The organism is Nonomuraea sp. NPDC005983 (genome assembly GCF_040614375.1).
GTDB lineage: Bacteria > Actinomycetota > Actinomycetes > Streptosporangiales > Streptosporangiaceae > Nonomuraea.
Genome location: NZ_JBEXUP010000031.1, coordinates 62,232 through 69,695, shown reverse-complemented (window position 1 = coordinate 69,695; position 7,464 = coordinate 62,232). Strand labels below are relative to the sequence as shown.

Below are 7,464 nucleotides of genomic sequence, written 5' to 3'. Positions count from 1 at the left end.
GTGCTGCACAGCGCCGACTACCGGGCGCACCGGACCGGGCTGGCCGCCGCGGACGACGTCACGGTGATCGGCGCGGGGCAGTCGGGCGCGGAGGTCGTGCTCGACCTGCTGCGGCACCAGGACGGGCAGGGCAGCGGGCCGTTCGTCCGCTGGCTGGCACGCACCCCCGCGTTCGCCCCCATGGAGTACTCGAAGATCGGCCTGGAGCACTTCACCCCTGACTACGTCCGCTACTTCCGCGGCCTGCCCGAGGCCACCCGTGAGCGGCTCGTGCGCGAGCAGTGGCAGCTGTACAAGGGCGTCAGCGAGGACACGCTGGCCGACATCCACGACGAGCTGTACGAGCGGACCATCGGCGGCGCCGAGCCGCGCGCGGCGCTGCACCCGGGCGTGGAGGTCACCGCGGCGTCCGCGGACGGAGCCGGCTACCTGCTGACCTGCCGCCACCGCGAGCAGGGGACGAGCTTCGCACTGCGCACCTCGGCCGTGGTGCTGGCCACCGGGTACGCGGCGGCCCGGCCCGCCCTGCTCGACCCGCTCGCCGACCTGGTCGACTGGGATTCCCAGGGCCGCTACCAGGTCGACGGCGAGTACCGGGTGACGCTCGACCCGCGGGTCTCCGGCTCCCTGTACGTGCAGAACGCCGAGACGCACACGCACGGCGTGGGCGCGCCCGACCTGACTCTCGGCGCGTGGCGCGCGGCGACGATCCTCAACGCGGCCACCGGGCGCACCGTGCTTCCCGTCCCCTCCCGGGCCGCGTGGACGACCTTCGGAGCGCCACAGACCGCGCCGCAGACAGCGCCGCAAACAGGGCCGCAGACAGGGCCGGAGACAGGGCCGCAGACAGGGCCGCAGACAGCGTCGCGGACGGCGCCCGCCGACCCCATGTCCGCCTTCGCGCACGCAGAGGAGAGCCACCGATGAACCCCCCGATCCGCGACGCCTGGGTACGCGCGGGCCGGCGGCTGCTCGCCAAGGCGGTCGAGGAGTTCGCCTACGAGGAGCTGCTCGTCCCGCGGCCCGACCCGGACGGCGGCCGCCCCGACGCCTACCGGCTGGACCTGGGCGACGGAGTGCGCTGGACGTTCCGCGCCGGACGCGGCACCTTCGGGACGTGGCGTCTCGTGGGCGGCACCCTGCGCAGGCACCCCGCCGACGGCGAGGCCGGGCCCGAGCGGCTCCTGCTCGACGCCCGCGCGACGCTGGGCTGGGACGGCCCCACCACGGCCGAGGTGCTGCGCGAGCTGACCGCCACCCGCCGAGCCGACGCCGAGCTCCTCTCCCGCGCACTGCCCGCGGCCCGGCTCGCCGACCTCGACCACCTCGACCTGGAGGCGCACCAGGACGGCCACCCCTGCATGGTGCTGAACAAGGGCCGGTTGGGCTTCTCCGCCTCCGACGCGGCCGCCTACGCCCCCGAGGCGGCGGGCGTCGTACGCCTGCTCTGGGCGGCGGTGCACACCTCCCTTTCCGGATACTCCGGTGTCCCCGGGCTGGACGCCGGCACGCTGCTGGCAGACGAACTCGACGGGCGGACCCGCGAGCGGTTCGCGGCCGTCCTGGAGAGCGGTTGCGCGGGCAGCGGCCTGGACCCGGCCGACTTCAGCTGGCTGCCCGTCCACCCCTTCCACTGGGACGAAGCGGTCGAGCCTCTGTTCGCCCCCTACCGCGCCGACGGCCGGATCGTCCTGCTCGGGCAGGGCCCTGACCGTTACCGTCCCCTCCAGTCCGTCCGCACGCTCGCCAATCTCGACCATCCGCGGCACCGCAACGTGAAGGTGCCGCTCCTCATCCGCAACACGCTGGTGTGGCGCGGCCTGCCCGCCGAGCCGACCGGGGCCGCGCCCGACGTGAGCGCCTGGCTGCACGGGATCCGCGACGCCGACCCGTACCTGCGCGACGAGCTGCGTCTCCATCCGCTCGGCGAGGTCGCCGCCGTCGCCGTGCGCCACCCGTTGTACGAGGCCGTGGGCGACGCGCCGTACCGCTACCACGAGCTGTTCGGCGCGGTGTGGCGCGAGCCGGTGGCGGCGCTGCTCCGCGACGGCGAGCGGGCCCGCACCATGGCGTCGCTGCTCACGGTCGGCTCGGACGGTCGCGCGCTGGTGGCCGAGCTCGTCGAACGGTCGGGGCTCGCGCCGTCGGCGTGGCTGGCCCGCCTGTTCGCGGGCCTGCTGCCCGGTCTGCTGCACTACCTCTACCGCTACGGTGTGGCCTTCTGCCCGCACGGCGAGAACACCGTCGTCCTGTACGACGCCGCCGACGTCCCCATCGGCATCGCGTTGAAGGACTTCGCCGAGGACGTCAACCTGCTGCCGGACGACCGTCCGGAGTACGCCGCCCTGTCGGCGCGCGGCAGAGCCGTGCTGCTGCGCCGGCCCGCCCGTGACCTGGCGCACTCGCTGCTCAGCGCCGTCTTCGCGGGGCACTTCCGGTTCTTCGCCCCGCTGGCCGAGGAGCATCTCGGCGTACCCGAGCGGGACTTCTGGGGCATGGTCCGCGCCGAGATCGAGCGCTACCACGCGCGCTTCCCCGAGCTCACCGACCGGTTCGAGGCGTTCGGCCTGCTCGCGCCGGAGTTCGACCGGGTGGCGCTGAACCGCGAACAGCTGCTCGGCGGGGCCTTCCACGACCGTGCCGAGCGTGACGAGGGCTTCGACGTCGTCCATGGCGCCGTCCCCAACCCGCTGGCCGTCTTCGAGGAGCGGATGTGACCGACATGTACGCGTGGCTGCGCGCCGAGGCCGGAGCCGGCCGCGTCGAGGAGGTGATCGTCGCCGTTCCCGACCTCCAGGGACGCCTGCAGGGCAGCAGGCTCGCGGTGCCGTACTTCCTGGAGGAGGCGGCCAGGCACGGCTTCGGCGCCTGCGTCTACCTGCTGGCCTGCGACGTCGACATGGGCACCGGCCCCGGTTACGCCATCGACGCGTGGAACACCGGCTTCGGCGACTTCCTGCTGCACCCCGACCCCGCCACGCTGCGCGCCCTGCCGTGGGACCCGGGCACCGCGCTCGTCCTCGCCGACGCCGCCTGGCCGGGCGGCGCGCCTGTCGAGGTGGCGCCGCGCAGGGTGCTGGCCGCCCAGCTGGCCCGGCTCGCCGGACGCGGCCTGACCGCGTTCACCGGCACCGAGCTGGAGTTCCTGGTCTTCCGCGACTCCTACCAGGACGCCTGGGAGCGCCGCTACCAGGGGCTGGCCCCGGCGACCCGCCACAACGTCGACTACGCGTTGCAGGGGCTGTCCGGCATCGAGCCGGTGGTGCGCCGCATCCGCCGCGAGATGGTGCGCGCCGGCCTGCGGATGGAGACCGCACGGGCGGAGTGCCACACCGGCCAGTACGAGATCGTCTTCCGCTACGACGAGGCGATGGCCACCTGCGACAACCACGTCTTCTTCAAGGACGGCGCCAAGCAGATCGCCGCGCAGGAAGGCCGCGCACTGTCCTTCATGCCCAAGTTCGACCAGGGCGAGGGCAACTCGTGCCACGTCCACCTGTCGCTGCGCGGCACGGACGGCACACCCGTGTTCGCGGACGAGGCGGCGGACGGCGGCATGTCGCAACTGATGCGGCACTTCGTGGCCGGGCAGCTCGCCTGCCTCCCCGACTTCGCGCTGCTGATGGCGCCGAACGTCAACTCCTACAAGCGGCTGCGGCCGGGCGCGTTCGCCCCCACCGGCGTCAGCTGGGGGCGCGACAACCGCACCTGCCCGATCCGCGTGGTCGGCTCGGGCGCGTCGCTGCGCATCGAGCACCGGGTGCCCGGCGGGGACGCCAATCCGTACCTGGCCGTGGCCGCCGTCGTGGCCGCGGGGCTGCACGGGGTCGACAACCGGCTGCCCCTGTCGGCTCCGCACGCCGCCAACGCGCTGGCCGACCCCTCGGTGCCGCGCCTGCCGGGCACGCTCGCCGAGGGGCTGCACCGGTGGGAGTCCAGCGAGATCGCCGTCAAGGTCTTCGGTGACGACGTCGTCCGGCACTACGCACAAGCCGCCCGCGCGGAGCTGGCGGCCTTCGAGTCGGCGGTCACCGACTGGGAGCGGGTCCGCGGGTTCGAACGCCTTTGACGTCCTCTCCGCCCTGAGGCGGGGATTCTCCCCTGCTACGTGGTAGCTGTGTGCGAGCGCGTCCCGGCAGCTCCTCCGCGACCGGGACGGAACCGAGCGAAACACCACCGATCGGCGTAGGCGCCGCCCGGCCCTCGCCGTCCAAAGACGGAGGTCGTACATCGATGGATGTACGACCGTTTTCGCCTGGTGGTACGAGGTAGGCGGGCTTGCGAGCAGCGAGGCTGGAAAGCATGACGAGACGCATAGACGCACTGGACGTGTTACGAGGCGTGGCGATCATGGGCACGCTCGGGACGAACATCTGGATCTTCACCAACCCCGGCGGCCCGGCGGAGCTGATGGGGTTCGGCGGCCACATCGGCGTGGTGGAAACGTTCCTGCGGTTCCTGTCCAACGGAAAGTTCCTCGGCCTGCTGACCCTGCTGTTCGGCATCGGCCTCGAACTGCAGTACCGAAGCGCGGTGCGCAAGGGGATGACCTGGCCCGGCAGGTATCTCTGGCGCGCGACCCTGCTGTTCCTCGAGGGGGCGCTGCACTACGTCCTGATCTTCGAGTTCGACGTGCTGATGGGGTACGCGATCACCTCCATGATCGTCGCGTACCTGATCGGCAGGAGCGAACGCACGGTACGGATCTGGATGATCAGCGCGGGGGCGACGCTCGTCGCCCTGGTGAGCCTCATGACGCTGGGCCTGCTGGCCGCGGGCGACACCGCCTTCCGCTCCATCCCCACCACCCTCTACAGCCAGGGCAGCTGGACCGACCAGGTCGCCTCCCGCCTCCAGCAGCTGCCCCTCTACCGGTCGGAACTGATCTTCATCATTCCGATGGGCATCGTGCTGTTCCTGCTCGGCGCCCGGCTGCTGCGCGCCGGCGTGTTCGACGAGCGCGGCGCGGGCCTGCGCAGGAAGCTGACCGTCATCGGGCTCGGGATCGCCGCGCCGCTGAACCTGCTCACCTCCTACGCGGGCCCCGCCTGGTTCGCCGTCGACCGCTACATCCTGGCGCCGCTGGTCGCCCTGGGCCTGCTGGGGGCCATCACCTCGATCGTCCTCGGCATGAGCGGCTCGCCGGGGGTGGTCCGCAGGGCCGTCTCGAACGTCGGACGCACGGCGCTGTCCTGCTACGTCTTCCAGAACCTGGCCGCCAGCGCGCTCTGCTACGGCTGGGGCCTGGGCCTGGCCTCCCAGCTCGACTGGCTGCGCCCGTGGTGGGTGCCCGGGGCGTGGGCCGGGGTCTGCCTGCTGTTCGTCGTGCTGAGCTCGCTGTGGCTGCGCCGGTTCGAGCGCGGGCCGCTGGAGCTGGCCTGGCAGTGGGCCTACCAGGCGCCCTGGGCGAAGCGCGCGGAAGCAGCGGGCCGGCCGTCGAGGGAGAAGGCGCCGTCCGTCCGTGGGTGACCTAGGAGGGCGAGGACGTCGTGCGGCGGCGTGCCACGAGGATCACGAGGGCGACGACCGGCCCGGCGGCCAGGAGCGCGGCGAGGGCCGCGAAGCCGAGGGCGAGAGTGGAGAACGTCGCGACCGTGGCGACCAGGAGCGGGCCGCCGGCGTCGCCGAGCTCGCGGCCGAGCTCGGCCGAGCCCATGGTCTGGCCCAGGCGCTCCTGCGGGGTCGAGGCGGCCAGGGCGGCGAACCCGAGCGGGGTGATCAGCCCGGTGCCGGCGCCGATCAGGGCCGCCCCCGCCAGGATGCCGGGCAGGCCGGGCAGCGTCGCGCAGGCCAGCCCGGCGGCGGTGGCCAGCAGCCCGGCCACCAGGCCGGCACGGGTGGACAGCCGCCCGGTGTCCAGTGCCCGTCCGGCCGCCGGCTGGACGAGCGCGGCGCAGGCGGCCAGGACGGAGACGGCGGCGCCGGTGGCCACGGTGCCGAGCCCGGCGGCCGCGCCGGAGACGGGCAGGAACCCGACTCCGACCGACAGGGCGGCGGTCGCGCCGGCGAGGGCCGCGGTCGGCACGAGGAACCAGGACGCGGTCAGCCGCCTGGCCAGGTCCAGCACGGTCTGACGGGCGCGCGGCAGCGGAGGCACGGCGGGGACGGCGAGGGCGGCCCAGGCCGCGACGCCGGCGCCGAGCACCGCCGTCACCGCGAACAGCAGTCGCAGCCCGCCGGCCCACACCAGGACGCCGCCGAGCAACGGGCCGAGCGTGTAGCCGATGGACTTGTAGAAGCCGTAACCGCCGACGGCGCGACCGCGCTTGGCGGCCGGGTTGAGCCGGGCGACCAGGGCGGAGGCCGACGGGGAGAAGGCGGAGGCGGCGGCGCCCTGCCCGAGCCGGGCCGCCCACAGCCAGCCGGGGCTGTCAGCCGCCGCGTACAGCGCGGAGGCGGCGGCGAAGGCGATCAGGCCGCCGATCAGGACGGGACGTGCGCCGACGCGGTCGGCGAGGGTGCCGAAGACCGGCTTGAGCAGGACCTCGACCCCGTCGTACAGGGCGAGCAGCCCGCCGAGCACCAGCAGCGAGGTCACCGCGTCGTGGCTGAGGCCGCCCAGGTTGGCGGCGACGGCGTGCGCGCCGAATGCGGTGGTGAACCCGGCCGCGTACAGCGGCCACATGGCCCGGCCTGGCCCCCTCATGCTTCCTCCCCCGGCAGTTGGCGCAGGGCGGTGAAGACCCGCTCCGCGTAGTCCTCGCACGCCGCCTGGCACCGCTTCAGCCGCTCGGCGGCCTCGGCCGCCTCCGGAGCGCCGAAGACGTCCCGCACGCCGAGGTCGCGGTGCCAGCGCCGCAGCCGCTCCAGGCTCTGCTCCTCTTCCTCCAGCTCGGCCAGGGTGAACTTGCCGTTGCGGATCTCCTTGGCGATCTCCGCCTCGAACTTGCCGCAGTCGGCCAGGAACTCCGCCCAGTCCGCGGAGCGCGCGGCGGTGAACTGCTCCCGCAGGCGGGCGGCGTCCTCAGGGGAGCGTCCGGACGCCTGAAGTGTCACGACCTGGCCGGCGGCGCTCTCGGTGAGTTCGACGGCGCGGCGCACTCCGTCGGCGAAGACCGGCATCTCCGGCACCGCCCAGATGCGCTGGCCCAGCGACAGCGCTCCGATCTTACGCAGTTCACGCCACACGGCCACCCGGTGCCGCGACGGCTCAGCCGGAATCCTGATCACGAGGATCAGCCACCGGGAGTCCTGTCTCACGCTCGTCACAAGCTAAAAGTAGCAGCTGTTACATTCTCGCCAGCTTGGATCGTCACAGCCGCTGGCGTCAGTTCGGCTTGACAGACATGGAAGGTGCCGCGTCGTCCAGCGCCGGAGACCGACACGACGAGGCGGTCACCGCTGTGCGGGGTGATCGCCGGTCCGCTGCCCGTCGTCGCGTTTCTCGTTGAGTGGCTCACCCTGCCGGCCGTCCACCTGCCGAAACGAGGGTGGGACTCCCCCTCCTTTAGTTTTAGGAGGGGG

The 7,464-nt window shown here is 73.3% G+C and carries 6 protein-coding genes; 4 read left to right on the top strand and 2 right to left on the bottom strand.

The genetic code is table 11. From position 1 onward, the window contains the following. The 4 genes from ABZ297_RS16835 to ABZ297_RS16820 form a co-directional block, all read left to right on the top strand. The coding region (locus ABZ297_RS16835) for a SidA/IucD/PvdA family monooxygenase (RefSeq protein WP_355346136.1) at positions 1 to 927 on the top strand (927 nt) is incomplete at its 5' end. Beyond that, entirely contained in the window at positions 924 to 2,717 is a 1,794-nt protein-coding gene (locus ABZ297_RS16830; protein WP_355346133.1) for an IucA/IucC family protein, read from the top strand. The genes ABZ297_RS16835 and ABZ297_RS16830, both read left to right, overlap by 4 nt. 5 nt (positions 2,718 to 2,722) lie before the next feature. Further along, on the top strand, positions 2,723 to 4,069 hold the full coding sequence (locus tag ABZ297_RS16825; protein WP_355346144.1) for a glutamine synthetase family protein: 1,347 nt from the start codon (positions 2,723 to 2,725) through the stop codon (positions 4,067 to 4,069). 233 nt (positions 4,070 to 4,302) lie between these two features. Further along, positions 4,303 to 5,469 carry a DUF418 domain-containing protein gene (locus tag ABZ297_RS16820; protein WP_355346131.1) on the top strand — a complete coding sequence of 389 codons (1,167 nt, stop codon included), beginning with the start codon at positions 4,303 to 4,305 and terminating at the stop codon, positions 5,467 to 5,469. A gap of 1 nt (position 5,470) precedes the next feature. On the opposite strand, the gene ABZ297_RS16815 is transcribed toward ABZ297_RS16820, so the two are convergent. Next, positions 5,471 to 6,646 carry an MFS transporter gene (locus ABZ297_RS16815; protein ID WP_355346128.1) on the bottom strand — a complete coding sequence of 392 codons (1,176 nt, stop codon included), beginning with the start codon at positions 6,644 to 6,646 and terminating at the stop codon, positions 5,471 to 5,473. After that, a complete protein-coding gene (locus tag ABZ297_RS16810) occupies positions 6,643 to 7,209 on the bottom strand; it encodes a Chromate resistance protein ChrB (RefSeq protein ID WP_355346125.1) in 567 nt (188 codons plus the stop codon). Before ABZ297_RS16810 ends, ABZ297_RS16815 begins: the two co-directional genes overlap by 4 nt. Positions 7,210 to 7,464 lie beyond the last annotated feature (255 nt).